The following is a 26,107-nucleotide window of genomic DNA, read 5'->3' on the forward strand; positions in this document are numbered from 1 at the left end:
TTCGGCCTGAACGGCCTCGTCCTCAGACGCCGGACGGGCTGGAAAAACTCACTGCGTCACCGTGAAGTGGCGCAGGATCGCGTCCGTCAGGTCCGGGTCGCCCTCCGTCTTGATGCGGTCCGCCGACGCCTGGAGGCTCACGCGGCCGCAGGCCAGGCGGAAGTACGTCTCCCAGTCCATGGTCAGCGTCGCCGCGGGGCCGAGCGCGGGCGCCGTCTCCAGGGTGCCGCGGCCCTGGATGTCGACGCGGATCGTGCGCAGGAACTCGATCGGGCCGTGCACGTCGAAGACGACGGCCGAGCTGCGCGGCGCGTCCGCGCGTTCGGCGACGACGGCCGGCAGCTCGTCGAGCAGCACGTCACGGGCGACGTGCGCGCCCGGGGAGTCGAGGTTGCCGGGGCGGCCGAGGGCGGTGCGCAGGTCCTGCTCGTGCGCCCACACGTCGAAGGCGTGCCGGCGCATCGCCTCCTCCAGGGTCAGCTCGGTGGAGAGCGGGCCGCGCACCTTCGTACCGGGGTCCCGCGACTCGTTCCGCAGCTGGCGGTTGCGCCGGATGATCATGTACTCCAGCTCGGACGTCATCTCGGGGGCCGTGTGGTGGCGGCGGACGTCGACCTGCATCTCCGTGTAGCGCTGGTGGTCGTTGGTGACGTGGAAGAGGTCGCGCGGCAGGGTGTGGATGGGGCGGGGGTCGCCGAGCATCTCGGAGTCCAGGCCCAGGACGTGGGAGACGATGTCCCGCACCGACCAGCCCGGGCAGGGGGTACGGCGGTTCCACTCTGCTTCCGCAAGCGGCTGGACCAGCTCGGATATCGCCTCGATGGAGTGAGTCCAGGCGTCGGCGTAGGGCTGGAGGGTGGGATGCAGACTCACGGAACGGGACCCCTCGGCGGTCGGTACACGGGCGGGCGGTGGCGGCGGTGCCAGTGGGCGGTGGCTGCGGTCGGCGGGCGTCTTGGGACGCTAAGTTACGCTGCTGTGCGGCACCCCGGCAGTGCTTTCGTGTGACGATCGTAGGCCCGTGTGGACGGCTCGAACGCCAGGACGGTGGTAGTGTGCGCGCCTCTCTGATTCAAATCGAAGTGAATGAGGACGAATCGCCCGAAGCGCGTCGAGTGCGCGCGGCGGCTCTGGTACGGGAGCAGGCGGGCGCCGATCTCGTGGTGCTGCCGGAGCTGTGGACCACCGGGGCGTTCGCCTTCGACGACTTCGAGGCGCTGGCCGAGCCGCTGACCGGCCCCACGCACGAGACGATGGCCAAGGCGGCCAGCGACACGGGCGTGTGGCTGCACGCGGGTTCGGTCCCCGAGCGCGCCCCGGACGGAGTCCTCTACAACACCTCGCTCCTCTTCTCCCCCACCGGCGACCTGGCCGCCTCCTACCGCAAGATCCACCGCTTCGGCTTCGACAAGGGCGAGGCCGTGCTGATGGGCGCGGGGCGCGAGCCGGTGACGGTCCGTCTGCCGGAGACCAGCCTCGGTGTGGCGACCTGCTACGACCTGCGCTTCCCCGAACTCTTCCGCTCGCTCGTCGACGCCGGGGCCGAGACGCTCGTGGTCCCGGCGGGCTGGCCGGAGCGCCGCCGGGCGCACTGGACGCTCCTCGCCCAGGCACGGGCGGTGGAGAACCAGGCGTTCGTCCTCGCCTGCGGAACGGCCGGGACGCACGCCGGAGTTCCGCAGGCCGGTCACTCGATCGTGGTCGACCCCTGGGGCGAGGTGCTGGCCGAGGCCGGGGCCGGTGAGGAGGTCCTCACGGTGGAGTTCGACCCGGCGAAGGTGGCGACGACCCGGGAGCAGTTCCCGGCCCTGAAGGACCGCGTGATGGGGCTGGCGGCCCCGCACCCGCGCTAGCCGCAGCCCCGTCTCCGGCCACCTCGTTTCCGGCCGGCCCGCCCGTTCAGCCGTCCTCGCCGTCGTCCTTCTCCCGTTCCTTCTCCGCCAGGTGGATCACGCACACGGTCAGCGCGATCAGCAGCGCCGGGTCCGCGTCGTCCCGTACGACGTCCACACCGTAGGTGTCCCGGAGGGTCAGCCAGCGGCGGGAGATGACGGCCAGCAGTTCGCCGTCGTACTCGACGGCGAACTCCCGGTCGAGGATCTTGCCGCTGACGTCCAGCTCGGTGCCGTCGGCCAGGGCGACGCGGTAGTGGTTGCGCAGCAGGGAGAGACGTTTCCGCTTGATCCGGGCCAGGGGTTCGCCGGCCCGCTCGATCACCATGGTGTCGCGCAGGGCGAGCATCTTCTGGTGGATGTCGATGAGCACGCGTCCCTGGGCGTCCTTCAGCTCCCAGGTGTCCCGCAGCCGCATCGCCTTGCCGTCGACGAGGTACACTTTGCTGCCGGTGTCGTCCTCGATCCAGTAGTCGTCACCGATGCCGAGGAGCCGGTCGTACACGAGGAATCTCATGTCCGGACCGCTTCCCCGCCAGGCGCCGCGGAACGCGGCCGGTAGGCCGACAGGATGACTGGCCCGCGCGCACTCCGCGGCCGGTCAGGCGCCGTAGCCGTTGCTGTAGCCGTCGCGCGGCTGGTGGGAGCGGTCCTCGACGACCTGGGTCGTCGGCGGCACCATGACGCGCCTGCGCCGGGCGATGCTGCTGAACGTCGCGACACCGATCAGGCCGACCACCATGAAGATGACCCCGACCAGGTCGAGGTTGACGCCCTGCATGTCCCAGTCGGTCGCGAACGTGAGGATGGCTCCCACGGCGATGAGGATGATGCACCCGCCGAGGCCCATGAGTGTCGCCTCCCTGTAGAGCCGGTCGGATCCGGGTCTCCGGTCGATCCGGTTCCGTTCGGGTACCCCGGGTGTCAACCCGCATGCCGTGGAACGCCGTTCCGCGTCCGCGCGGGTCAGGGGCGGAGGAACGCCACCAGCGCGTTGGCCAGCAGGTGCGGGTCGTCGGCGCCGCACAACTCCCGGGCGCTGTGCATCGACAGGATCGCCACGCCGATGTCCACGGTGCTGATGCCGTGCCGCGCCGCGGTGATCGGGCCGATGGTGGTGCCGCACGGCATGGAGTTGTTGGAGACGAAGGTCTGGAAGGGGACGTCCGCCTTCTCGCAGGCGGCGGCGAAGACCGCGCGGCCCGAACCGTCGGTGGCGTAGCGGTTGTTGACGTTCACCTTGAGCAGGGGGCCGCCGTTGACGCGGGGGTGGTGCGTCGGGTCGTGCCGCTCCGCGTAGTTGGGGTGGACGGCGTGGCCCGTGTCGGAGGACAGGCAGACGGTGCCGGCGAAGGCGCGCGCCCGGTCCTCGTAGGAGCCGCCCCGCGCGAACACCGAGCGCTCCAGGACGCTGCCGAGCAGCGGGCCGTCGGCGCCCGTGTCCGACTGGGAGCCGGTCTCCTCGTGGTCGAATGCGGCGAGTACGGGGATGCGGGAGAGGCCGTCCCCCGAGGCGGCGGCCGCGATCAGCGCGGCCGTTCCGGCGTGCACCGACAGGAGGTTGTCCATGCGCGGGCCGGCCACCAGCTCGTTGTCACGGCCCAGGTAGGCGGGTGGCTCCACGGAGTGGGTCATCAGGTCCCAGCCGGTGACCTCCCCGCGGGCCAGGCCCGTCTCCTCCTCCAGGAAGGCGATCAGGTCGCCGTCGCGCACGGAGTCCCCGAGGCCCCAGACGGGCTGGAGGTGGCGCTGCTTGTCGAGCTTGAGGCCCTCCGCGGACACGTTGCGGTCCATGTGGATGGCGAGCTGCGGAACGCGCAGCAGCGGGCGGTCGATGTTGACCAGCCGGGTGGAGCCGTCGCGCAGCGAGAGCCGGCCGGCCAGGCCCAGGTCGCGGTCGAGCCAGGAGTTCATCAGGGGGCCGCCGTAGACCTCCACGGCGACCTGGCGCCAGCCGTGCGCCCCGCTGTCCGGGCGCGGCTTGACGCGCAGGTTGGGGGAGTCGGTGTGCGCGCCGACGATGCGGAAGGGGGTGTGGGGTGCGGCGCCCTCCGGCACGTACCAGGCCACGAGCGCGCCGCCGCGCAGCACGTACCTGCCGCCGGAGGAACCCTCCCACGCGTCCGTCTCGGCGACCTGCCGGAATCCGGCCTTCTCCAGCCGCTCGGCGGCGGTCGCCACCGCGTGGTACGGCGTCGGGCTGGCCGCGAGGAAGGACATCAGGTCGTCGGTGTGGCCGCGGTCGAAGCGGGACGGTGCGCTCATGGGGTTCACCTTAACGACGTACGAGGGCCCGCTCCCGGTCTGCCGGGAGCGGGCCCTCGTGAGGGTGTGTGGGGAGTGTGGAGACCGGACTCCCCGGTACTGATCGGACCCGGGAGGCGGGCCCTGACGAGAACGGGCCGGAACTGGCCGGAACCGGCCAGAACTGGCTAGAACGCGGCCTCGTCCAGCTCCATCAGGTCCAGCTCGACGCCCTGGGCGACCTTGCGGGCCAGGGTCAGACCGGGCAGGACGTTCGCGGCGAAGAACTTCGCGGCGGCGATCTTGCCGGTGTAGAAGGCCTTGTCCCGGGCGGAGGCGGTCGGCAGCTTCTCGGCGGCCACCGCGGCGCCCTTGAGGAGCAGGTAGCCGACGACCACGTCGCCGGAGGCGAGCAGCAGGCGGGTGGTGTTCAGCCCGACCTTGTAGATGTTCTTGACGTCCTGCTCGGTGGCCGCGAGGTCGGTGAGCATCAGGCCGACGATGGCCTCCAGCTCGACGGCCGCCTTGGCCAGGTGCTCGCGGGCGCCGGACAGCTCCTCGCCGCCGGTGGCCAGCGCCAGGAACTTCTTGATGTCCTCGGCGAGCGAGTTCAGCGCGGCGCCCTGGTTGCGGACGATCTTCCGGAAGAAGTAGTCCTGGCCCTGGATCGCCGTGGTGCCCTCGTACAGGGTGTCGATCTTGGCGTCGCGGATGTACTGCTCGATCGGGTACTCCTGGAGGAACCCGGAGCCGCCGAAGGTCTGGAGCGACTGGGCGAGCTGCTCGTAGGCCTTCTCCGAGCCGTAGCCCTTGACGATCGGCAGGAGCAGGTCGTTGAGGGCGTGCTCGGTCGAGGCGTCCTCGCCGTTCGCCTCCTTGACCTGGATCTCGTCCTGCACGGACGCGGTGTACATCACCAGCGCGCGCATGCCCTCGGCGTACGCCTTCTGCGTCATGAGGGAGCGGCGGACGTCCGGGTGGTGCGTGACGGTGACCTTGGGGGCCGACTTGTCCATGAAGTTGGCCAGGTCGGGGCCCTGGACGCGCTCCTTGGCGTACTCCAGCGCGTTCAGGTAGCCCGTCGACAGGGTGGAGATCGCCTTCGTGCCGACCATCATGCGGGCGAACTCGATGATGCGGAACATCTGGCGGATGCCGTCGTGCTTGTCGCCGATCAGCCAACCCTTGGCGGGGTGGCGGTCGCCGAAGGTCATCTCGCAGGTGTTGGAGGCCTTCAGGCCCATCTTGTGCTCGACGTTGGTGGCGTAGACGCCGTTGCGCGCGCCCAGCTCGCCGGTCTCGAAGTCGAACTCGTACTTCGGGACGAGGAAGAGGGAGAGGCCCTTGGTGCCGGGGCCCGCGCCCTCGGGGCGGGCGAGGACGTAGTGGAGGATGTTCTCCGACATGTCGTGCTCGCCGGACGTGATGAAGCGCTTCACACCCTCGATGTGCCAGGAGCCGTCCTCCTGCTGGACCGCCTTGGTGCGGCCGGCGCCGACGTCCGAGCCGGCGTCCGGCTCGGTGAGCACCATGGTGGAGCCCCACTGCTTCTCGACGGCGAACGAGGCGATGTGCTTCTGCACCTCGTTGCCCTCCTCGAAGAGGATGCCGGCGAACGCCGGGCCCGAGGAGTACATCCACACGGCCGGGTTGGCGCCGAGGATCAGCTCCGCGTAGGCCCAGATCAGCGAGCGCGGCGCGGTGGTGCCGCCGATCTCCTCGGGCAGGCCCAGGCGCCAGTACTCGGAGTCCATGAAGGCCTGGTAGCTCTTCTTGAAGGACGCCGGGACCGGCGCGGTGTTGGTCTCCGGGTCGAAGACCGGGGGGTTGCGGTCGGCGTCGGCGAAGGACTCGGCCAGCTCGTTCTCCGAGAGGCGGGTCAGCTCCTCCAGGACGCTCTTGGCGGTGTCCGTGTCCATCTCCGCGAACGGGCCGGTGCCGTAAACCTTGTCACGGCCGAGCACCTCGAAGAGGTTGAACTCGATGTCCCGGAGATTCGGCTTGTAGTGCCCCATGGCGACGGCTCCGTTGAGAGATCGGCGAGGCACTGGATCCTCGCATCTGTACACATACCGACTGTGCGTACCAAGCAGTAGCTCAGCCTCGCTACCGATGATGCTACCCGTCGGTAATAAGAAGCAACCCCGAGCGGGTCATCTGTGACTCGTTACTCGTTACTCTTTGCGGCATGTACGGCTACGACCAGACCGCGGGTCCTCAGCAGCAGCAGTACGCCCCGCCGCCGCAGCAGCCGATGGGCGGCGGGTACGGGCAGCAGCCGCCGCTGTATCCCGAGCCGTCCCCGCCCTCGCTCGCGGACGCGGTGCGCGCCTTCACCACCGGCCAGATGTCCGCCGAGGACTTCCAGCAGATCTTCGCGACCTCGAAGGTCTACTGCCCGCGCGGCGACAATCCCGGGTTCCTCGCGCTGCACAACACCCAGCAGCCGGTGATCCCGATGTTCACCGGCCTGAAGGAACTGCGCCGGTACGCGGGCAAGGAGTCCAAGTACTTCGTGATCACCGGGGCGGAGGTGATCGACCTGCTGCCGACCGGCTACGGCTTCGTCCTGGACATGGAGGGCGAGCACCGGATGGTCTTCGACGCGAAGGCGGTCGAACAGATGGTCGATTTTGCGATGCGCCGCATGTATGGCTAGACGCCGTTGCTTCACAGGCGGCTAGGCGTCGCCGCCGTCACCGCTGAGCGAGCCCGGAGGGAATGTCCTCCGGGCTTTCGTGGTTCGGACTGGCAAGAAGTTCAACGCTCAACTAAAGTGGGCGTACCCGAGGAGGTACCGACATGCCCGCAGTGACCGTCGAGAACCCGTTGACGCTGCCCCGTGTATCCGCGTCCGCCGACGCCGTCGCACGCCCCGTCCTGACCGTCACGACCGCTCCCAGCGGTTTCGAGGGGGAGGGCTTCCCGGTGCGCCGCGCGTTCGCCGGGATCAACTACCGCCATCTCGACCCGTTCATCATGATGGACCAGATGGGTGAGGTGGAGTACGCGCCCGGCGAGCCCAAGGGCACGCCCTGGCACCCGCACCGCGGCTTCGAGACCGTCACCTACATCATCGACGGGATCTTCGACCACCAGGACAGCCAGGGCGGTGGCGGCACCATCACCAACGGCGACACCCAGTGGATGACGGCGGGCTCCGGACTGCTGCACATCGAGGCGCCGCCGGAGCAGCTGGTGATGTCCGGCGGCCTCTTCCACGGGCTCCAGCTGTGGGTGAACCTGCCGGCCAAGGACAAGATGATGGCCCCGAGGTACCAGGACATCCGCAGTGGCAGCGTCCAGCTGCTCACCTCCCCCGACGGTGGCGCGCTGCTCCGCGTCATCGCCGGTGAGCTGGACGGCCACGACGGCCCCGGGATCACCCACACGCCGATCACCATGGTCCACGCCACGCTGGCGCCGGGCGCCGAGGTCACCCTGCCCTGGCGGGAGGAGTTCAACGGCCTGGCCTACGTGCTGGCGGGGCGCGGCTCCGTGGGCGCCGAGCGGCGGCCGGTGCGCCTCGGGCAGACCGCCGTCTTCGGGGCCGGCGGTTCGCTGACCGTCCGGGCGGACGAGAAGCAGGACGCGCACACGCCGGACCTGGAGGTCGTGCTGCTCGGCGGGCGGCCGATCCGGGAGCCGATGGCGCACTACGGGCCGTTCGTGATGAACACGCGCGACGAGCTCCAGCAGGCCTTCGAGGACTTCCAGAAGGGCCGGCTGGGGACGGTCCCGGCGGTGCACGGGATGACCGAGGACGGTCTGTAGGTCCTCCGGCGCCGACGGCGCCCGGCGGGAGGCGGCGGCTACACGGTTTCCGTGCGGGGCGCCGCCCCCGCCGCGATCAGGAGCGCGGCGGTCTCGGAGTGGGGGCCGTCGTCCGCCCAGTCCAGGGGGGAGCGGCCGGCTCCGTGGTCCTCCCGGAGCACCGGATCGGCGCCGTGCGCGAGCAGTTCCCGCACGGTTTCCGCGTGCCCCCAGCACGCCGCCGCGCACAACGGGGTGCCTTCCGCACCGACTCCGCGGCTCTCGGTGTCGGGCGAGGCGCCCGCCTCCAGCAGCAGCCGCACGATCTCGGTCCTGCCGCTCACCGCCGCCTCGTACAGGGGGAGCGTGCCCTCGCTGTCGCCCCGCTCGGGGTCGGCACCGCCCCGCAGCACCGTCCGCACACGAGCGGCGTCCCCCAGCAGTATCGCTTCGAAGAGGTGGCGGGAAAGTTTCTTCTGCTGCCGCTGCTTCATGGGTGGGGAGATTAGCGGAGTGGACGTGGCGCGAGATGAACTCCGTCTCCGCCGCGCGACCGTGTGCGAGCGGCTTCGGCCGGCGGGCGCCCCCGCCTGCGGGACGGCCGGCCCTGGGGCCGCCGGTCCTGACGCCGTGTCACCCGGGCGGGTAGTCCGCGCAGGACAGCCCGCCCGGGGCGTGATCGGCTGGGGACGTGCAGCTGCTCCCCGGCCCGGTCCGCCGGCTCGCCGCCTGGTGCGCCGTCATCCTGCTCGCCAGCGGTGTCGCCTACGTCGCGATCCGGCTCTGCGTCGAGCTGCGCACCGCGGTGACACCGGCGCTGCTCGCGCTGCTCGGCACCGCCCTGCTCAGGCCGCTGCACAAGCGGCTGGTCAAGGCCCACGTGCAGCGCTCGCTGGCGGCCGCGCTGACCTGCGTCGCCGTCGTCGCCGTGGTCGGCGGCGCGATGTACATCGTGGTGTCCGCGCTCATCGAGACCGGCGACCAGATCGTCGCCTCGGTCCGGAACGCGGCCCGGGACATCACCGACCACTTCGGGGCGGCCGGGACCTCGCTGGACGATCTGGCGTCCAACGCGCGTGAGCTGCTGGGCAAGTTCGGCGGGACGGCCGCCTCCGGCGTGGTCACCGGGCTCAGCGTCGTCGGCGAGATGATCGCCATGGCGGTCCTCGCCCTGCTGCTGGTCTTCTTCTTCCTGCGCGACTCCGACCGGGCCGTCGGCACCGTGCGCGCCCTCGCCCCGCCCGGCGCCGCCGACACGGTCGAGGCGATGGGCCGGCGTGCCTTCGGGGCCGTCGAGGGCTTCATGCGCGGCACCACCCTCATCGCCCTCATCGACGCGCTCTGCATCACCGTCGGGCTGCTGATCCTGCGCGTCCCCGGCGCGGTGGGGCTCGGCGCGCTGGTCTTCGTCGGCGCCTACATCCCGTACCTGGGGGCGTTCATCTCCGGCACCGTCGCCGTGCTGGTCGCGCTGGCGGACCGGGGGTTCGTCATCGCGCTCTGGGCGCTCGGGGTGGTCCTGGCCGTGCAGGTACTGGAGGGGCACGTGCTCCAGCCGATGATCCAGAGCCGGACCGTGCAGATGCATCCGGCGGTCGTGCTGCTGGCGCTGACCGCGGGGGCTTCGGTGGCGGGCATCCTCGGGATGCTCCTCGCCGTTCCGCTGACGGCGGCGGCGTTCGGGATCGTGCACGAGCTGCAGAAGCGCTACGCCGCCGCCGAGCCGTCGGCGGGCCCGTCCGCCGCCGGGTCCGCGGACTCGTAGACCTCGTACCAGATGCTCTTGCCCTTGCCGCGCGGGGCGACGCCCCAGGCGTCGGCGAGCAGCTCGATCAGCATCAGGCCGCGTCCCGAGGAGGCCATCTCCCCCGGGCGGCGCTTGTGCGGCAGGTCGTCGCCGTTGTCGGTGACCTCCACCCGGATCCGCCGCTCGCCGGGCTCGCCCGCCACCTCGGCGACCAGCAGGGCGTCGGTGTCGGTGTGCACCAGGACGTTCGTCAGCATCTCGGAGAGCAGGAGCACCGCGGCGTCCCGCTGGTCCTCGTCGGGCCAGTCGTGCAGCAGGTCGCGCAGGTGCTGCCGGGCGGTGGCGACCCGGGCGGGCTCGGCCTGGGCGACCGAGAGCATGGTGCGGCGCACCGTCGGCCGCGCCACGGTGCTGTCGCCGCAGCCGCAGCCCTCGCCCTGCCGGCACAGCAGCAGCAGGGCGATGTCGTCCTCCCGCCGGTCGGCCAGCGGGCCGGTGGTGTGGTGCGAGGAGGGGCCGTGCACGGCCTGGACCAGAGCGTCGGCGAGGTCCTCCAGGCCGCCCTCGTGGTCCTCCAGGATCACGCGCAGGCGGTGCCAGCCGGTCTGGAGGTCGTGCCCGCCGGTCTCCACCAGGCCGTCCGTGCACAGCATCAGGGTGTCCCCGGGCTCCAGGGCGAGCCGCGTGGTCGGGTAGTCGGTGTCCGGGTCGATGCCGAGGGGCAGCCCGCCCGCCGTGGCGAGGATCAGCGCCGTCCCGTCCGCCATGCGCACGACCGGGTCCAGATGCCCGGCGCGGGCGCTCTCCACGGTGCCGGTCGCGGGGTCGACCTCGGCGTAGTAGCAGGTCGCGAAGCGCATGTCGCCGGGGTCATCGTCGGACTGGGTCAGACCGTGGAAGAAGTGCGAGGCACGGGAGAGCACCGCGTCCGGGCGGTGGCCCTCGGAGGCGTAGGCGCGCAGCGCGATGCGCAGCTGGCCCATCAGCGCGGCCGCCCGCACGTCGTGCCCCTGCACGTCGCCGATGACGATGGCGAAGCGTTCGCCGGGCAGCGGGATCATGTCGTACCAGTCGCCGCCGACCTGGAGCCCGCCGCCGGTGGGGACGTAGCGGGCGGCGATGTCCATGCCGGGGATGTCCGGACCCAGCACGGGCAGCATGGAGCGCTGGACCCCGTCGGTCAGCTCCCGCTGGGTCTCCGCGGCGCCCGCCCGGGTCAGAGCCTGCGCGAGCATCCGCGCCACGGTGGTCAGCACGGACCGCTCGTCCGGGGTGAACGTGACCGGATACGCGAAGGCCGCCAGCCAGGCGCCCATGGTGCGGCCGGCCACGGTCAGCGGCAGGTAGGCCCAGGAACGGCGGCCGAAGCGCTCGGCGAGATGCCAGGTCATGGGGTAGCGGGAGCGGTACTGCTGGGGGGAGGAGAGGTAGACGGCCCGGCCGGTGCGGGCCACCTCGGCGGCCGGGTAGTCGGTGTCCAGGGACATGTCCAGGAACGGGTTGACCTCAGGCTCCGGCTGCCCGTGGTGGCCGATGACGGTGAGGCGGTCGCCGGAGACCCCGAAGACCGCGAGCCCGTCCGGGGTGAACCCCGGCATCGACAGGGCGGCGGCGACCCTCAGCACCTCCTCCGTGGAGCGTGCCTCGGCCAGGGCGCGCCCCGCGTCCAGCAGGAACGCCTCGCGCGAGCGGCGCCAGTCGCCGGTGACCGCGCTGCGCCCCGCGCGGCTGCCGGGGGTGGGCTCGGTGACCTCCTGGAGGGTGCCGGTCAGCTCGTACGCCTTGCGCAGGGGGTCGAAGGAGGGCTTGGAGCGGCTGCGGACCACCCGGACGACATGGCCCCGCTCGTCCATGATCCGGATCCGGACCTCGGCGAGGGTGCCCTCCGCGACGGCGAGCTGGATCACGCCGGTGATCTCGTTCCAGTCGACCGGATGCAGCCGGGACCGTACCTGCGCCTCGGTGAGGGTCACCTGCTGCGCGGACAGCCCCAGCAGGCGGGCGGCCACCGCGTCGACCGTGACCTCACCCGTGGCGGTGTCCCAGTGCCACAGGCCGGTCGCCAGGGCGGCGAGGACGTCCCCCACGTCGGGCAGGGGCTCACCAGTGCGCATGGCCCCACTGTAAGAAGAGGTGTTCGCACGCTGCCACCGCTCGCTGCGGGGCCCCGGCGGTCAAAGGGGAGGAGGGCAGCCTTGGGTGCCCGGTACGCTGGGGTTGTTTCACGTGAAACGCGAAACACCATCCCCGATCCGCGAAGGCTGGATGAACGACGATGCATCGGTACAGGTCCCACACCTGCGGCGAGCTCCGCTCCTCTGACGTCGGTACCGACGTCCGGCTGAGTGGCTGGCTGCACAATCGGCGCGACCTGGGCGGCATCCTCTTCATCGATCTGCGCGATCACCACGGCATCACGCAGCTCGTCGCCCGTCCGGGCACCGAGGCGTACGAGACGCTGGACAAGCTGACCAAGGAATCGACCGTTCGGGTCGACGGCCAGGTCGTCTCCCGCGGCGCCGACAACATCAACCCCGACCTGCCCACCGGTGAGGTCGAGGTCGAGGTGGGCGAGGTCGAGCTGCTCGGCGCCGCCCAGCCGCTGCCCTTCACGATCAACACCGAGGACGGGGTCAACGAGGAGCGGCGCCTGGAGTACCGCTTCCTCGACCTGCGCCGCGAGCGCATGCACCGCAACATCATGCTGCGTACGTCGGTCATCTCCTCGATCCGCAGCAAGATGGTGGCCCTCGGCTTCAACGAGATGGCGACGCCGATCCTCACCGCGACCTCCCCCGAGGGCGCCCGCGACTTCGTCGTCCCCTCCCGCCTCCACGCGGGACGCTTCTACGCCCTGCCGCAGGCGCCGCAGCAGTTCAAGCAGCTGCTGATGATCTCCGGCTTCGACCGGTACTTCCAGATCGCGCCCTGCTTCCGCGACGAGGACGCCCGCGCGGACCGCTCGCCGGGCGAGTTCTACCAGCTCGACGTCGAGATGAGCTTCGTCGAGCAGGAGGACGTCTTCCGTCCCATCGAGCAGCTGATGACGGAGCTGTTCGAGGAGTTCGGCAACGGCCGCCACGTGACCTCGCCGTTCCCGCGGATCCCGTTCCGCGAGGCGATGCTGAAGTACGGCTCCGACAAGCCGGACCTGCGGGCCCAGCTGGAGCTGGTCGACATCACCGACGTCTTCGAGGGCTCGGAGTTCAAGGCCTTCGCCGGCAAGCACGTCCGCGCGCTGCCGGTGCCGGACGTCTCCGGCCAGCCGCGCAAGTTCTTCGACCAGCTCGGCGACTACGCGGTGGAGCAGGGCGCCAAGGGTCTGGCCTGGGTCCGCGTCGCCGAGGACGGCTCGCTGACCGGCCCGATCGCGAAGTTCCTGACCGAGGCGAACGTCGCCGAGCTGACCAAGCGCCTCTCGCTGGCCGCCGGGCACGCGGTGTTCTTCGGCGCGGGCGAGTTCGACGAGGTCTCCAAGATCATGGGCGCGGTCCGCGTCGAGGCCGCCAAGCGCGCCGGGCACTTCGAGGAGAACGTCTTCCGGTTCTGCTGGATCGTCGACTTCCCGATGTTCGAGAAGGACGAGGAGACGGGGAGGATCGACTTCTCCCACAACCCCTTCTCGATGCCGCAGGGCGGGATGGACGCCCTGGAGAACCAGGACCCGCTGGACATCCTGGCCTGGCAGTACGACATCGTCTGCAACGGCGTCGAGCTGTCCTCCGGCGCCATCCGGAACCACGAGCCGGACATCATGCTCAAGGCCTTCGGGATCGCGGGCTACGACGCGGAGACCGTCGAGCGCGAGTTCGCGGGCATGCTCCGCGCCTTCCGCTTCGGCGCCCCGCCGCACGGCGGCATCGCCCCGGGCGTCGACCGCATCGTGATGCTGCTGGCCGACGAGCCCAACATCCGCGAGACCATCGCCTTCCCGCTCAACGGCAACGCCCAGGACCTCATGATGGGCGCCCCGACGGAGCTGGACGAGTCCCGGCTGAGGGAGCTGCACCTGACGGTGCGCAAGCCGCAGCCGAAGTAGGCGGCGAGAGTCTTACCGGCGAAGGGCCCGGAACCGTGTGTCGGTTCCGGGCCCTTCGGCGTCGTCACGCCTGATCCTCACTCTGGTAGAGCGGCAGGTTCCGGGTCGAGATGGTCCAGTCGGCGATGGCGACGTCCTCGCCGTAGACGAAGTCCTTGCGCGTGGCGTAGCGAGGGCCGTCGGGGGTGGTGTGGATGTCGGTGAAGACGGCGCCCTCGCCCGAGCGGGGGTCGAAGATCGCGTAAATGGGGATACCCATCAGGGGGTAGTCGCGGGTCTTGGAGACCCAGTCGTTGTCCGGATTGGAGCGGGATACGACCTCGATGGCGGCGATGAGAGTACGGGGATCGAAGGAGCCCGGAACGTCCATGTCCTCCAGGGTGATCACCATGACGTCAGGTCGGCGCATGAGGCCCTGGGACTCGTCCTCGACGTCCGGTTCACCCGTGTGAGCCACGATCTCCTCCGGCATCACGCTTTCCAGGCGCCTTCGGAGGTGCACAGTGGTCAGCTCGTGCGGACCGACGGGCGCCATCATGTCGTGGACGATCCCTTCCTGGGTGATCTCGAACTTGCCGGGCAGGCTGTCGTCCCCGGAGTGAAGGAAGTCCCGCATGGCCCGGTAGCGGTGCGATGCGCTCTGCTGCGCGTGGTCCGGGGCGATGGTCATGGCGCTCGCTCCTCGTCGTCTGTGCCCAGGGGCAAGGATCGTCGCTCTCATGCTAGGCGGCCTCCGGGGAGCACCTCGGGTCGGCAGTCGCGGCATCTGCCCGGCTCGGGCGCCCGGAAGGCGCGGTCGCAGCCGTCGCAGGTCTGGAGGGGGTGGCGGGGCGCGGGAGCCGATGAGGCCGGTGGCCTGAACGGCGGTGCGGGCGGCAACTGGGCGGTCAGGCGGTGGGCGAGGAGGGCGGCCGGGCGGATCAGGGGTTCGTCCGGCAGGTTCGTGGTCAGGGCGTGCCGTACGGCGGTCGGGGTGACCTCCCGTTCGAGCCAGGCGGCGACGCCCGGGGCCAGGTGTTCGGCGTCCGTGGCGGAGAGCAGGAGGCGGGGGTCGCGACGGCGCAGGCCGGTGAGGACGTCGACGGCCGCCTGGAGCAGGGCGGGGGCGGTGCACGAGGGCCGCGGGACGGCGGGGAGGAGGCGCTTGCGTGGCACGGCCTCGTCGGGGTCCGTGCGCCGCCGGGCGGGCCTGCGCGGTGCCGTGTCCCGCGTGGCGCTGCGGTGGCCGGGCCGGTTGCGGGAGACGGTGCGGGTGACGATCCGGCCGGTGGCGGTGCGTTCCCTGCTGCGGCTCAGGTAGCCGTGGGTTTCGAGTTCGTTCAGCGCGGCGGCGATGCGGGTGGGGCCCTCGGGAAAGCGGGCGGCGAGCGTCTTGATGTCGACGGCGGTGCCCGGCCGGACCGACTGGATGTAGCAGGCCAGGCCGATGGCGAGCCCCGACAGCTCCGGGTGCTGCACCAGGTCGTTGCCGACCACCGTGAAGTTCTCGGTGTGGCGGACGTGGTCGTGGGTCACGCCGGCGAACGGCTTTTCGGCGGGGTGGTTTTCGCGCGTGATACGGGACTGGGCGTGCAGGGGGGCACTAGGGTTTTCGGTATCCATCGGGAAGCGCTTCTTCCTTGGTGGTAGGCCCTCGCAGTGGGATGCCAGTCCCGGCGGGGGCCGTCGCATGTCTGGGGGTGGTTTGCGGTGTGCTGCTGTCGCTGAGCGTAGGGCAGGCAACCGGTGGCATATCCAGCCCAGTTGGGCATATTCACTCGCGGGAGTGACCTGGCCCGACGGGAGGGAGGGGTGGGGTTTGGGCGGGTTCTTTCTCTCCAGTGAGTAGTTCATAGGGGGCACAGGTCGGACCGGAGCTTGAGGCGTCAGGTTCCGGTGGCTTCGGGGACGGGCCGGGTGGGATCTGTCCGGTCGTGTCCAGGCTTGTCGGCTCGTCGTTCACGGGTAGGGCGGGCTGGTACGAGGCGGTACGACGGAGGGGCGCGCGCATGTCGGTGGACGGCGAGGTTCGGCAGCTCAGGACCGAGGCTGACGAGCCGGGGTGGGAGGTCGACCCGGACGACGAGTGGGGCGTCGCGGTGATCGCTACCGTGGGGCGGCAGTTGAGACTGCGGCGCGAGGCGGTGGGGATGCGCGCCGGGGACTTCGGCCGGGCCGTGGGGTACGGCGAGGACCTCGTCTACAAGATCGAGGGCGGCAAGCGGATTCCCCGGCCCGAGTACCTGGAGCGGGCGGACGAGGTGCTGGGGGCAGGCGGGCTGCTCGCGGCGATGCGGGAGGACGTGGCCAAGGTCCGGTACCCGAAGAAGGTGCGGGATCTTGCTCAGATGGAGGCGCGGGCGGTCGAGATCGGGGTGTACGAGAACAGCAACGTCGCGGGTCTGTTGCAGACCGAGGGGCACATGCGGGCGCTGTTCGGCGCGTGGCTTCCCGCCTACTCGGACGAGGAGACGGAGCGCATGGTGGCCGCACGTATGGCCCGCCGTGCGATCTTCGATCGGTCACCCGCGCCGACGCTCACCTTCGTCCAGGAAGAGTCGACGCTCCGACGGCCGGTCGGAGGCAGAATGGTGTGGCGTCGACAGCTCGAACGCCTGCTTGAGCTCGGGGAGTTGCGGAACGTGTCGATCCAGGTGATGCCGACGGACGTCGAGGACCACTTCGGCACGGGCGGGCTCATCGAGGAGCTGAAGTTCCCGGAAGGCACGGCGGTGGGGCGCTCGGAGGGGGCCTTCAACGGCCGCCCCGTGAGCGATCCGAAGCAGATCCGCATCCTTGACCTGCGCTATAGCATGATCCGGGCCCAGGCGCTCACGCCCCGGGAGTCGCGGGCGTTCATCGAGCAGATGCTTGGAGAGACATGAGCACCATGGACGGCTCCGCGCTGACGTGGTTCAAGAGCAGCTACAGCAGCAGCGGCGACGGCAACTCCTGCGTGGAGATCGCCCTCGCCCCCGGCATCACCCACGTCCGCGACTCCAAGTACCGCGACGCCGGGCCCCGCCTCGCGCTCGGCGCGGACGCCTGGGCGGACTTCGTGGCGTACGCCTCCGGGAGCTGACCTCTTCGGCTAACGGGCCACGAACTGGGTCAGGATGGCCTGGACCTCGTAGATGTCGACGCCCTTGGTGAAGGTCTTCTGGATGGGGACCTGGGAGCCGGAGAGCCAGATCTTCAGTTCCGCGTCGAGGTCGAAGGTGCCGGCCGTCTCGACCGCGAAGTGCGTGATGCTGCGGTACGGGACCGAGTGGTACTCCGTCTTCTTGCCGGTGATGCCCTGCTTGTCGATCAGGATCAGGCGCCGGTCGGTGAAGAGGATGGTGTCGCGGATCAGCAGGTACGCGGCGTACACCTGCTCACCCTGGCCGAGCAGGCGCGCGTACTCCTGCTGGGCCTGGGCCGGGTCGATGCTGTGGGCGTTGCCGAACAGTGCCATGGTTCCCCCTCGCGTGAACTTGCTGCCCTCCGATCCTCGCAAACCGCGGGGACCGGGAGAAGGGTCGTCGTCTGCTGGCCCTGTGCTGTGACGAGCGTGTGACGTGACCGGCCTCAGCCGTTCGAGGGTCGTCGGAAGCGGTAGCCGGACACGGGGCCGAGACTCTCGCCGTCCACGTCGATGCTGTCGGACCAGTCACGCCGCTCAAGAGGCGCCAGAAGAGACTCAAGGGTGCAGGACCACACCTCGCACAGGGTGCGGACGAAGAGGCCGTACAGATCGTCCGACATTCGCCACCAGTGCTTTTGCCAGGTGAGCGTGGCGTGGTCGCGGGCGAACTCGTACGCGCTGTCCCGGTGGATGGACGACGGAAACACCTCGGAAAGGGGTGCGTCGAAACCGTACTGGCAGATGAAGACGCAGTGGTCGGGGATCTGGATCCGATCCCCGGACAGCCGATGGTCGAGCTCGGGCGGACGCGTCCGCCAGGTGAGGGGCCACCCGAAACTCACGAAGATGTCGCTGCGCTGCCGTGCCCACTCGCGCACGTCGGGCAGACGTAGAACGCCCTGCGATGTCAGTGCGAAGGCGACGTCGTCCGCGAGCGGGTGGAGGGCACAGTGCAGGGTGTAGGCGAGTTCGAGTTGGAGCGAGTCGTCGAAGAGCCCGGCGCCGCGGAGTCGTTGTTCCTGCGTACGCATCCACTGCCGCATCTGGTCCCGGGTGGCGACCAGTGCGGCCTTGTCCCGTGATGCCCGACTGGGCTGCCCGGCGAGATAGCCGGCGAACGAGACGGAGTTGTCGGAGAGGAAACCGTTGACCGTGACAATGCCCGGAAAGTCGCGTTGCCCCTGATGCTGAATGCTGTTCCACAGCATGGCGAGCCCGATGTGTCGACCCTGTTCGTCACGTACCTCCGTGGCCCTGCTGACGAAATCGTCGCGCATCCGGAGGCGGAACTTCTCCTCACCCGCGCGCCCTTTCGCCGCCTGGGGCGGGTAGAGACGGTCGAAGACCTCCGCGGGCGAGCCGGTCGCCATAGAGAAGGGCGGAAGGATCTCGGGATCGGTCGCTCTCGGCTCCCACGTGTGGATGGGCACCGCGTTCTCCAGGACGAGACGCCGGGCGAGCTGGGCCATCCGTTCGTCGTCGGTCCGGCTGAACAACCCCTTGAACGCGTAGGGACTGATCCTCAGTCTGACCCGCACCGTCGTGCCTTCGGGTACCCAACCCTGGCCGGTGACGGGGGTGAGCAGGGGGCGGTGCGAGGCTCCGTCGAAGGTGAGGCGCCGGGCGTCCGCGAGCGAGGAGTCGTAGCGACGGGTGATCAGTTCCACCTGGTCGCCGAGGAGGAAGACGGAGAAGAAGCCGATACCGAAACGGCCGTTGGGCCGGAAACCTCCGTCAGCCAGCCCGGGGAGCCGGTTGCGGACACTCGTGGAACTCCAGCCGCTGGTGCCGAAGTCGAGCAACCCGTGGACCAGCGTTTCCTCGTCCATGCCGGTGCCGTAGTCCCGCACCTCGAGGAACCAGTCTCCCCCGACCTCGGTGAGACGGATCTCCACCCGCCCGAGAGGGAAGTCGGGCTGAAGCGTCTGCCGGGCCAGCACGGCGTCCTGGGCGTTCTGGATCAGCTCCCGGAGCGCGACCTCCGGCTCGTCGCCATAGAGCTGTTGGCCACCGAGCGTGCCGACCAGTGCGGGGATGTCGGAGACCTTGACGGTGGCGTCGATGGGGCGCCAGTCCTGCGCGCGGAACAGTTCCGCGAAGCGTTCCGGGGAGTCGACACCGGCGACGGCGCGCGCCGCGAGCCGGTCCCGGCCGAGGTCGTGCAGGAGGGCGTCCACGGCCTTCAGCTCGCGGTCGATTCCGCGTAAGTACTCCAGAGCCAGCCACCACGCGGTGGCGTCCCGCGGGGGGAAGGGGCGCAGCGAGCTGTAGGTGACCCGGTCGCCCTTCCGGTAGGGGCGGCTGATGTGTTCCTGGAACCGCCAGTGCTCGCGGGAGACACCGCGCGGCCGCCGCAGGGAGAACAGGAAGCTGGGCGCGCGCCGGCTGTCGACCTGGGTGGCGTCGGCGAGCCGCAGGATGCAGGCCAGCTTGAGCGGCTCGATGATCCACTCGCTGGGCTGCCAGGGCAGGGAGCCGATCGAGTGCCGGAATTCTCCGGCGAGGCGGTCCACGGGCCACCAGTGACTGGCGGCGAGTTCGCCGATCAGCGGGCCGTACCACTCCCGCAGCTGGGTCTCCTCGATGAGGAAGATCTCGTTCCCCGCGCTCGACCGCCAAGGCTGGTCCACCAGCCGCTTCGCCTGTTCCGCGTGGGTTTCGCGGATCGCGCTCGCCACACAGGCTTCGGCGATCTCCGCAGGCGGATCACCCAGCTCCTCCCGGTCCGGCCAGGAGCCCTCTCGTTCGTAGAAGGCCAGCGAAACGAGGTCGTGCCACCGCTGCTCGCCCAGTGCCTCGGGCACGGTCGTACCGTAGGCGGCCGACCCCATGGCCGCGTCGTGCAACACGAAGGCGCAGCCCAGGACGTAGGTCTCGGCCGGATTCAGGGTGACCTCGTCGCCGCAGACGAGATCGGCGGTCTCCCACAGCGCGTCCACATGGCTGATGTCGTGCACGGTGAAGTCGGGCATGCTCCGTGCGTTCTCCTCCAGGAGTACGCACGCCTTCCTCCGCAACTCCGTGTACGACGTGCGCAGCCGCTCCCGTTGTGCGGCGTGCGGGTCGGGGTCCGGACGCGCGGCCAGGGTGTTCTGCCACAGGTTCGTGCTCGTGTGGACGTGCTCGGTCACGGGGAACGGTCACCTCATCGCGGGCAGGAGGAACAGGGCGGCGAGCACCCACATGGTGATCACCGAGACGAGGATGAAGAGCACCACGTACGTCTCGTACCAGCGCAGGAAGTTGCCGGGGCGGGGACGCTTGCGGAAGTCGGGTCCGACGATCTCGTCGGTGATGTCGCACTCCTCGTTGCGGTAGTCGAGCCAGGCGAGTGCCCCCACGACGATCAGCGTGCTGGTGAAGGCGGCGACCACCGTGGCCAGCGTCAGCAGGCCGATCACTCCGCCGCGGGCGGTGGCCGCCGTCAGTTCCCACTTGCGGTAACCGACGAAGAGCGCGAGCGCCGCGGTGACGAGGGCGGTGGCGAGGGTCTGGTAGAGGGCGAGGAATCGGTGTGCGTTCTCGTTCACGGCTTGGATCTGCTGCAGCACGTACCGGTATCGCTCCAGCGCGAACTCGTGGCGGATCGCGGCGGTGTCCTCCGCGGTGTCCTCTCCGGTGTCCGCGGCCGTGTCCGGCCGCGCTTGATCCGGCCGTGCTTGATCCGGCCGCGCCTGTCCTGATTCCCCCATTGCCCCCACCCGTAGGCAGCCGTCCACTGACCTATACCCATCAGCCGCCGGTCCACCCGACAGCGCGGAGGCCCGGGAACACGATGTTTCCGGGCCTCTGGACGTGCTGCGTACGTGCTACGCGGTCGGCTTCTCCTCGAGACGGGGGAAGAGCACCGCGCCCTTGGTGACGGTCGCGCCGGCGGGCAGCCGGCCCCAGTCCGCCGCGTCCTGGACCTTCTGGTCCGCGAGGGCGCCCAGGGCCGCCTCGGCGCCCAGGGAGTCCCAGAGCTTCTGGGAGGTGTCCGGCATGATCGGGTTCAGGAGGACGGCTACGGCGCGGAGGGATTCCGCGGCGGTGTAGAGGATCGTCGCGAGGCGGGCCTTGCCCTCCTGGGAGTCGTCCTTGGCGACCTTCCAGGGCTCCTGCTCCGTGATGTAGCCGTTGACCTGCTTCACGAAGTCGAAGACCGCCAGGATGCCGCCCTGGAAGTCCAGCTCCTCGCCGATCTTGCGGTCCGCCTCCGCGACCGCCTTGGCCAGGCCGTCGTGGATGGCCTTCTCGGCGTCCCCGTCGGCCGTCGCGGCCGGCAGCTCGCCGCCGAAGTACTTGCCGACCATGGCCGCGACTCGGGAGGCGAGGTTGCCGTAGTCGTTGGCCAGCTCGCTCGTGTAGCGGGCGGAGAAGTCCTCCCAGGAGAACGAGCCGTCCTGGCCGAACGCGATCGCGCGCAGGAAGTACCAGCGGTACGCGTCCACGCCGAAGTGCGAGGTCAGGTCCTGCGGCTTGATGCCCGTCAGGTTGGACTTGCTCATCTTCTCGCCGCCGACCATCAGCCAGCCGTTCGCCGCGACCTTCCCGGGCAGCGGGAGGCCCTGCGCCATCAGCATGGCCGGCCAGATGATCGCGTGGAAGCGGAGGATGTCCTTGCCGACCAGGTGGACGTCGGCCGGGAAGGTGGACTCGAACTTCTCGGGGTTCTCGTTGTAGCCGACCGCCGTGGCGTAGTTCAGCAGGGCGTCGACCCACACGTAGATGACGTGCTTGTCGTCCCAGGGGACCGGGACGCCCCAGTCGAAGGTCGAGCGGGAGATGGAGAGGTCCTGGAGTCCCTGGCGGACGAAATTCACGACCTCGTTGCGCGCGGACTCGGGCTGGATGAAGCCCGGGTTGGCCTCGTAGTGGGCGAGAAGCTTCTCGCTGTACTCGCTGAGCTTGAAGAAGTAGTTCTCCTCGCTGAGGATCTCCACCGGCTTCTTGTGGATCGGGCACAGCTTCTGGCCCGCGTACTCGCCCTCGCCGTCGAGCAGCTCGCCGGGGAGCTTGTACTCCTCGCAGCCCACGCAGTACGGGCCCTCGTAGCCGCCCTTGTAGATCTCGCCCTTGTCGTACAGGTCCTGCACGAACTCCTGGACGCGGTCCGTGTGCCGCTTCTGCGTGGTGCGGATGAAGTCGTCGTTCGCGATCTCCAGGTGCTCCCACAGGGGCTTCCAGGCCTCGGTGACGAGCTTGTCGGCCCAGGCCTGCGGGGTGACCCCGTTCGCCTCGGCCGTGCGCATGATCTTCTGACCGTGCTCGTCCGTGCCGGTGAGGTACCACACCTTCTCGCCGCGCTGGCGGTGCCAGCGGGTGAGCACGTCGCCTGCGACGGTCGTATAGGCGTGGCCCAGGTGAGGAGCGTCGTTGACGTAGTAAATGGGGGTCGAGACGTAGAACGCCTTCGTCCCCTGCTTCTCGTTTCCAGTGGCCGCCATGGGCGAAATCCTACTGGTCCGTCGGTGATCGACTCACACGCGTTTCGGGGGGTGGACGGGGGTGCGTTCGCCGTACTCCGGTCCACCCCTCCGACGGGTGGGTGACGGCTACGGACGCCAGGTGGCCAGTACGCCCTCGTACAGTTCCTCGTCGGTCAGCTCCTTCGGGGTCTCGCCGGCGAGGAAGTGGGACGTGTTGCCCGTCTTGAGCTTGCGGAGGTAGTCGAAGGCCTTGTTCTCCGGGTCGCCGAAGGCGACGAAGGAGAAGTGGACGTTCGGGTGGTTCGCGGCGGCGTCCGTGAGGGACTGGGTGGCCGGGGTCTTGGCGTCCGGGGCGCCGTCGGTCTGGAAGACCACCAGGGCGGGGGTGCCGGCGGGTGTCTCCTTGGTGTGGTGGGCGAGGACTGCCTCTACGGCGGCGTGGTAGCTGGTGCGGCCCATGCGGCCGAGCGCTGCGTGCAGCTCGTCGATCTTGTTCTCGTGGTCGGTGAGGGTGAGGTCGCCGGTGCCGTCCAGCTCCGTGGAGAAGAACGTGACGTGGACCGTCGCCTCGGGGTCGAGGTGGGCGGCGAGGGCGAGGGTCTGCTCGGCCAGGGCCTGGGCGGAGCCGTCCTTGTAGTACGGGCGCATGGAGGCGGAGCGGTCGAGGACGAGGTGGACCTTGGCGCGGGTGCCGGTGAGGTCGTGGGTCTTGAGGGTGGTGGCGGCGGCCTTGTAGGCGGTGGTGAGGGCGGGGGCGCGGGATCGGAGGCGGGCGGGGGTGGTCGCCGGCTTCGGGGTCGCGGCGGCCTCCGGCTGGGGGTGCGGCGCCTTCTCCTCGGCTTCGCCTTCGGAGTCCTTGTTCCCACCCGCACCACCCGTGCGGGTTTCGTTGTCGGGTGCGGGTGGCCCCTGTGGGGCGGCCTCGCCGTCGGCGGCTGCGGGTGCGGGGGTGGCTTCCGGGGCGGTCGGGGGCTCCGCCGCCTCCGCCTCCGGCTCGGGCTCGGGCTCGGACTTTGCCTGCGGCTCGGGCTTCGCCTCGGCCTGCGGCTCGGGCTTCGCCTCGGCCTTCGGTTCCGGCTTCGCCGCCGGCTCCGGGCTGGTCTCCGGTTCGGGCTCGGGCTCCGGGGTCGCCTTCGCCTCCGGGTCCGGGGTCGGCTCCGGGGCCGGGGTCGGCTCCGGGGTAGCTTCCCGCTCCGGGGTCGCCTCCGCCTCCGGGGTCGCCTCCGCCTCCGGGGTGGCCTCCCTCTCCGGGGTCGGCTCCGGGGCCTGGGCCGGGGTGGGCTCGGCGGTCGGCTTCGGGACGTTGATGTTGGTGAAGGCTGCCTTCACCAGGTCGTGTTCGTCAGGGGTGGATTCCGAGCGGGGCTCGGGGAGCTGGGTGGACTCCGGCTGGGCCGGGGTCTTCGGGGGTGCGGTGGGCTGGGACGGGAGCTTCGGCTCCGGCGCGGTGACCGGCGGTGCCGTCTCCTGCGTCGCACCCTCCGCAGGGGCGGTCTGTTCCTTGCGTGACCGGCCGAACGCGTTCCGCAGGAGAGTGAGAATGCCCATGTGCGCAACCCTTCGGGTGAGTTGATGCCCGTCAATCCCTGGCCAGGACGGACACGTAAGGTTAGCGGTCCCGACTTGTGATCTTGTGCAGGGTCTGCCACGAAAGCACGGGCGCGTCAAGGTGGGATCGAGACGGCACGGCAATTCCCCTCCAGCTGCCACGGGTTCACCCGCCGTTCACCGCGGCGCCCGGCTCCCGCACGTATGTGCACCTACGGTCGCGCTGACACCAAGGGCATCCAAGGGCTTCTCAGGGGAGAACACAGTGCGCAAGCTGCTGCCGTTGATCGGGACACCGTCCTCCGGTTCGCACCCGGGCGGCCGGTCCGCCATGACCTGTCGTTTCCGGTGCGGGGACGCCTGCTTCCACGAGGTGCCCAACACCAGCACCAACGAGTACGTCGGTGACGTGATCGCCGGTGCGCTCAGCCGCCGTTCCATGATGCGTGCCGCGGCCGTCGTCACCGTCGCCGCGGCGGGTGCCGGGGCCGTGGGCGTGGCCGGGGCGCCGTCGGCGCAGGCCGCGCCGGTGGCCGGCCGGGGACACGGGCACCACCCGAAACCGCAGGGCGCGCGCGGGCTGCGGTTCACGCCCGTCGCGCCCAACAAGGACGACAAGGTCACCGTTCCGGAGGGTTACCGGCAGGACGTCGTGATCCGTTGGGGTGAACCCATTCTGCGCGGGGCGCCCGCCTTCGACCCGGAGAAGCAGACCGCCAAGGCCCAGGCCGGTCAGTTCGGGTACAACAACGACTTCCTGGCGCTGCTGCCGCTGCACGGCGAGCGCGACCGGCAGGTGCTGGTCGCCAACCACGAGTACACCGACGAGGTCCTCATGTTCCGGGGCTACGACCCCGAGAACCCGACGCGCGAGCAGGTCGAGATCGCCTGGGCGGCGCACGGGCTGTCCGTCGTGGCCGTGGAGGAGGAGAGGCGGAGCGGCAACCTGACGCCCGTCTCGCGGCACCGGCTCAACCGGCGGGTCACCGCCACCACCGAGTTCCGGCTGACCGGGCCCGCCGCCGGGTCCGACCTCGTGAAGACCTCCGTCGACCGGTCGGGGCGCAAGGTGCTCGGCACCCTCAACAACTGCTCCGGCGGCACCACCCCGTGGGGCACGACGCTGCACGGCGAGGAGAACTTCAACCAGTACTTCGCCAACAGCAGCCGCGACACCGACAAGCGGTACGGGATCGGCACCGGGACCACCGAGCGCAAGTGGGAGCGGTTCGACAAGCGGTTCGACGTCGCCCAGGAGCCGAACGAGGTGCACCGCTTCGGGTACGTCGTCGAGCTGGACCCGTACGACCCCGAGTCCACGCCGCGCAAGCACACGCTCCTCGGCCGCTTCAAGCACGAGGCCGCCACCGTGCGGCTGACCTGGGACGGCCGTCCGGTCGTCTACACCGGCGACGACGAGCGGTTCGACTACTTCTACAAGTTCGTCGGCAGCAAGCGGATGCGGCACGGCAGCAGCCGCTGGGCGCGCGAGCACAACCTGTCGCTGCTCGACGAGGGCACCCTGTACGTCGCCAAGCTCAGCGGCGACTCCCCGGCGATCGAGATCGACGGCACTGGCAAGCTGCCGCGCGACGGCGAGTTCGACGGGAGTGGCCGGTGGATTCCGCTGGTCACCGCCACTGAGGACGGTGCCGTCTCGCACGTCGAGGGCATGAGCGCCGAGGAGGTGTGCGTCTTCACGCGGCTCGCCGGGGACAAGGTCGGCGCGACGAAGATGGACCGGCCCGAGGACATCGAGCCGTCGCCGTCCACCGGCAAGGTGTACGTCGCCCTCACCAACAACTCCAACCGCGGGGTCGGCTCCAACGCCAAGCCCGACGAGGCCAACCCGCGCAACGCCAACAAGCACGGGCACGTCCTGGAGCTGACCGAGCGCTGGAACCGGGCCGACGCCACCAGCTTCGCCTGGTCGCTGTTCCTGGTCGCGGGCGACCCGGAGGACCCGGCGACCTACTTCGCCGGCTTCCCGAAGGACCGGGTCAGCCCGATCTCCTGCCCGGACAACGTGGCGTTCGACGACCACGGCAACCTGTGGATCTCCACGGACGGCAACGCGCTCGGCACCCACGACGGCCTCTTCGGCGTCGCGACCAAGGGTGACCGGCGCGGCGAGCTGAAGCAGTTCCTGACCGTGCCGACCGGCGCGGAGACCTGCGGTCCGCTCATCCAGGACCGGCGTGTGCTGGTCGCCGTGCAGCACCCGGGCGAGGTGGACGGAGCGTCGGTGGAGGAGCCCGCCAGCAGCTGGCCCGACGGGCCGGGGAAGATCGTGCGGCCGGCGGTCGTGGCGGTGTGGCGCGCGGACGGCGAGGACATCGGCGTCTGAGCCCCGCCGGTCACGTCGTGCGG

The 26,107-nt window shown here is 70.3% G+C and carries 22 protein-coding genes; 8 read left to right on the plus strand and 14 right to left on the minus strand.

Annotated features, from left to right (window positions below; all coding sequences use genetic code 11):
• Positions 1–48: 48 nt before the first annotated feature.
• Positions 49–873 carry a maleylpyruvate isomerase family mycothiol-dependent enzyme gene (locus ACFW01_RS33505; RefSeq protein WP_384509935.1) on the minus strand — a complete coding sequence of 275 codons (825 nt, stop codon included), beginning with the start codon at positions 871–873 and terminating at the stop codon, positions 49–51.
• A 182-nt stretch (positions 874–1,055) separates the two neighbouring features.
• Between ACFW01_RS33505 and ACFW01_RS33510 the strand changes: the two genes are divergently transcribed.
• Positions 1,056–1,853, plus strand: coding sequence for a carbon-nitrogen family hydrolase (locus tag ACFW01_RS33510; RefSeq protein WP_384509938.1), 798 nt, complete (start codon positions 1,056–1,058; stop codon positions 1,851–1,853).
• Positions 1,854–1,899: 46 nt separating this feature from the next.
• On the opposite strand, the gene ACFW01_RS33515 is transcribed toward ACFW01_RS33510, so the two are convergent.
• The 4 genes from ACFW01_RS33515 to ACFW01_RS33530 form a co-directional block, all read right to left on the minus strand.
• Entirely contained in the window at positions 1,900–2,409 is a 510-nt protein-coding gene (locus tag ACFW01_RS33515; RefSeq protein WP_384509941.1) for an LURP-one-related/scramblase family protein, read from the minus strand.
• Between the two features lie 84 nt (positions 2,410–2,493).
• Positions 2,494–2,742: a DUF6458 family protein gene (locus ACFW01_RS33520; RefSeq protein WP_064731862.1), complete on the minus strand. Its 249-nt coding sequence runs from the start codon at positions 2,740–2,742 to the stop codon at positions 2,494–2,496.
• A gap of 116 nt (positions 2,743–2,858) precedes the next feature.
• Positions 2,859–4,157, minus strand: a complete 1,299-nt coding sequence (locus tag ACFW01_RS33525; RefSeq protein WP_384509945.1) for a M18 family aminopeptidase — start codon at positions 4,155–4,157, stop codon at positions 2,859–2,861.
• Between the two features lie 167 nt (positions 4,158–4,324).
• Positions 4,325–6,151 carry an acyl-CoA dehydrogenase gene (locus ACFW01_RS33530; RefSeq protein ID WP_125492975.1) on the minus strand — a complete coding sequence of 609 codons (1,827 nt, stop codon included), beginning with the start codon at positions 6,149–6,151 and terminating at the stop codon, positions 4,325–4,327.
• Positions 6,152–6,324: 173 nt separating this feature from the next.
• On the opposite strand from ACFW01_RS33530, the gene ACFW01_RS33535 reads away from it, so the two are divergent.
• Both ACFW01_RS33535 and ACFW01_RS33540 read left to right on the plus strand, forming a co-directional pair.
• Positions 6,325–6,795 (plus strand): SseB family protein, encoded by a 471-nt coding sequence (locus tag ACFW01_RS33535; protein WP_064728881.1) that lies wholly within the window; start codon positions 6,325–6,327, stop codon positions 6,793–6,795.
• Between the two features lie 143 nt (positions 6,796–6,938).
• Positions 6,939–7,910 (plus strand): pirin family protein, encoded by a 972-nt coding sequence (locus tag ACFW01_RS33540; RefSeq protein WP_234956534.1) that lies wholly within the window; start codon positions 6,939–6,941, stop codon positions 7,908–7,910.
• A 38-nt stretch (positions 7,911–7,948) separates the two neighbouring features.
• Here ACFW01_RS33540 and ACFW01_RS33545 read toward each other — a convergent pair whose 3' ends face one another.
• The gene (locus tag ACFW01_RS33545; RefSeq protein WP_384509950.1) at positions 7,949–8,383 is read right to left on the minus strand and encodes an ankyrin repeat domain-containing protein; all 435 of its coding nucleotides are present in this window, start codon (positions 8,381–8,383) and stop codon (positions 7,949–7,951) included.
• Positions 8,384–8,580: 197 nt separating this feature from the next.
• Between ACFW01_RS33545 and ACFW01_RS33550 the strand changes: the two genes are divergently transcribed.
• Positions 8,581–9,654, plus strand: coding sequence for an AI-2E family transporter (locus ACFW01_RS33550; RefSeq protein ID WP_234956536.1), 1,074 nt, complete (start codon positions 8,581–8,583; stop codon positions 9,652–9,654).
• Here the strand turns inward: ACFW01_RS33550 and ACFW01_RS33555 are convergent.
• Positions 9,597–11,750, minus strand: coding sequence for a SpoIIE family protein phosphatase (locus ACFW01_RS33555; RefSeq protein ID WP_384509953.1), 2,154 nt, complete (start codon positions 11,748–11,750; stop codon positions 9,597–9,599). The two genes, ACFW01_RS33550 and ACFW01_RS33555, sit on opposite strands and share 58 nt — an antisense overlap.
• 161 nt (positions 11,751–11,911) lie before the next feature.
• On the opposite strand from ACFW01_RS33555, the gene aspS reads away from it, so the two are divergent.
• A complete protein-coding gene (gene aspS, locus ACFW01_RS33560) occupies positions 11,912–13,675 on the plus strand; it encodes an aspartate--tRNA ligase (protein WP_234956538.1) in 1,764 nt (587 codons plus the stop codon).
• 64 nt (positions 13,676–13,739) lie between these two features.
• On the opposite strand, the gene ACFW01_RS33565 is transcribed toward aspS, so the two are convergent.
• Together ACFW01_RS33565 and ACFW01_RS33570 are read right to left on the minus strand one after the other, a co-directional pair.
• Positions 13,740–14,345: a Uma2 family endonuclease gene (locus ACFW01_RS33565; protein ID WP_234956539.1), complete on the minus strand. Its 606-nt coding sequence runs from the start codon at positions 14,343–14,345 to the stop codon at positions 13,740–13,742.
• 47 nt (positions 14,346–14,392) lie between these two features.
• Positions 14,393–15,277: a helix-turn-helix domain-containing protein gene (locus tag ACFW01_RS33570; RefSeq protein ID WP_384509957.1), complete on the minus strand. Its 885-nt coding sequence runs from the start codon at positions 15,275–15,277 to the stop codon at positions 14,393–14,395.
• Positions 15,278–15,663: 386 nt separating this feature from the next.
• Here ACFW01_RS33570 and ACFW01_RS33575 point away from each other — a divergent pair, with 386 nt between their 5' ends.
• The gene (locus tag ACFW01_RS33575) at positions 15,664–16,539 is read left to right on the plus strand and encodes a helix-turn-helix transcriptional regulator (RefSeq protein ID WP_234956669.1); all 876 of its coding nucleotides are present in this window, start codon (positions 15,664–15,666) and stop codon (positions 16,537–16,539) included.
• Positions 16,536–16,736: a DUF397 domain-containing protein gene (locus ACFW01_RS33580; RefSeq protein ID WP_234956541.1), complete on the plus strand. Its 201-nt coding sequence runs from the start codon at positions 16,536–16,538 to the stop codon at positions 16,734–16,736. The genes ACFW01_RS33575 and ACFW01_RS33580 overlap by 4 nt, the downstream gene beginning before the upstream one ends.
• 9 nt (positions 16,737–16,745) lie before the next feature.
• On the opposite strand, the gene ACFW01_RS33585 is transcribed toward ACFW01_RS33580, so the two are convergent.
• The 5 genes from ACFW01_RS33585 to ACFW01_RS33605 form a co-directional block, all read right to left on the minus strand.
• The gene (locus ACFW01_RS33585) at positions 16,746–17,111 is read right to left on the minus strand and encodes a PH domain-containing protein (protein ID WP_064728890.1); all 366 of its coding nucleotides are present in this window, start codon (positions 17,109–17,111) and stop codon (positions 16,746–16,748) included.
• Positions 17,112–17,224: 113 nt separating this feature from the next.
• Complete coding sequence (locus ACFW01_RS33590; RefSeq protein WP_384509963.1) at positions 17,225–19,912, minus strand: ATP-binding protein; 2,688 nt, start codon at positions 19,910–19,912, stop codon at positions 17,225–17,227.
• A gap of 9 nt (positions 19,913–19,921) precedes the next feature.
• Positions 19,922–20,473 carry a hypothetical protein gene (locus ACFW01_RS33595; protein ID WP_384509966.1) on the minus strand — a complete coding sequence of 184 codons (552 nt, stop codon included), beginning with the start codon at positions 20,471–20,473 and terminating at the stop codon, positions 19,922–19,924.
• Between the two features lie 117 nt (positions 20,474–20,590).
• The gene (gene metG, locus ACFW01_RS33600; RefSeq protein ID WP_234956544.1) at positions 20,591–22,207 is read right to left on the minus strand and encodes a methionine--tRNA ligase; all 1,617 of its coding nucleotides are present in this window, start codon (positions 22,205–22,207) and stop codon (positions 20,591–20,593) included.
• 108 nt (positions 22,208–22,315) lie between these two features.
• Positions 22,316–23,737 (minus strand): VWA domain-containing protein, encoded by a 1,422-nt coding sequence (locus ACFW01_RS33605; protein ID WP_234956545.1) that lies wholly within the window; start codon positions 23,735–23,737, stop codon positions 22,316–22,318.
• A gap of 265 nt (positions 23,738–24,002) precedes the next feature.
• Between ACFW01_RS33605 and ACFW01_RS33610 the strand changes: the two genes are divergently transcribed.
• On the plus strand, positions 24,003–26,084 hold the full coding sequence (locus ACFW01_RS33610) for a PhoX family protein (protein ID WP_384509970.1): 2,082 nt from the start codon (positions 24,003–24,005) through the stop codon (positions 26,082–26,084).
• Positions 26,085–26,107: the final 23 nt, after the last annotated feature.

The sequence above is a fragment of the Streptomyces sp. NPDC058985 genome (assembly GCF_042740985.1).
Classification (GTDB): domain Bacteria; phylum Actinomycetota; class Actinomycetes; order Streptomycetales; family Streptomycetaceae; genus Streptomyces.